Raw genomic sequence first — 864 nt, 5'->3', positions numbered from 1 at the left:
CAATAAGGGTGTATTTGAGTAAATGCATAACAAGGCCAAGCACCGCGACGTATTTTTCGTTACGCCTGCGGCTTCACAAAAAAAACGCGCGTGTTGGCGGCGCTATGCGTCTAGGAAGTGTGAGAAATCATGAGGTTATTGATTATATCTGTATTTATATTTTTTTTATTGTCTTGCTCTAAGAAAGAGCCAGCGATAGCTGATATCTATGAAGTCGATTATTTTATTTGGAAAAATGTTACGACTCTGGAGCGTATGGAAAACGAGAAAATTATAGTTATCGATCTAGAGCTTGCTGAATTGTACAACTACCATTACCCACCTAGTGTAATGGTGACTAATGAAGCGATTGATCCCTATTCGCTGCAAGAAACTGATGATACTTGGCACCACCTTATGGTAGGGAGGGCTAATAACAAGGCCGATTTGTTTATGACTGCAGATTGGAAAATGGAAATTGATGCTGAGGATGAAAATGCGGCGTCAAAACATCTAAGGGTGGTTAGGGTTGTACCTAAGAGTGTAACAGAAGGGTTTGTTAATATTTCTGGGTATCAGTCAATAAAGTTTGAGATAGAATAATGGGTGGCTTAATCTCTAGACGCTAAACCGAATTTGCGACTTTGGGGGCTTGGTTCAATACGGGGAGAGGGTGTTCAAAACTCTGTGTCACAGCCAGCAGCCTCACAGGCTGATGTATTTGTCCAGGCGCTCGGGGAAGTGGATGGCCATCTGTGACAGCGTCAGATTCCAGTTCTGCACCGGGTGGGTCCAGCGCTCGGATGCCTTGAGTATACCGGCATAGAGCAGCTTCAGTAAGGCGTTCTCACTGGCGAAGCCACCCTTGGTCTTTGTCAGCTTGCG

General features: G+C 44.6%; 1 protein-coding gene and 1 pseudogene. One reads left to right on the top strand and one right to left on the bottom strand.

Going from position 1 to position 864, the window contains the following annotated elements:
- The first annotated feature begins 129 nt into the window (after positions 1 to 129).
- Positions 130 to 582 carry a hypothetical protein gene (locus tag A3754_RS24560; RefSeq protein WP_063521600.1) on the top strand — a complete coding sequence of 151 codons (453 nt, stop codon included), beginning with the start codon at positions 130 to 132 and terminating at the stop codon, positions 580 to 582.
- Between the two features lie 102 nt (positions 583 to 684).
- On the opposite strand, the pseudogene A3754_RS24555 reads toward A3754_RS24560, so the two are convergent.
- Positions 685 to 864 (bottom strand): annotated as a pseudogene (locus A3754_RS24555) (IS256 family transposase); the annotation flags it as partial.

The sequence above is a fragment of the Alcanivorax sp. HI0083 genome (assembly GCF_001635175.1).
This window is presented reverse-complemented; position numbering and strand designations above follow the sequence as displayed.

Bases quoted from the DNA above. Each gene is read 5' to 3' on its own strand.
- A3754_RS24560 (WP_063521600.1), top strand. From the start codon at position 130: ATGAGGTTATTGATTATATCTGTATTTATATTTTTTTTATTGTCTTGC.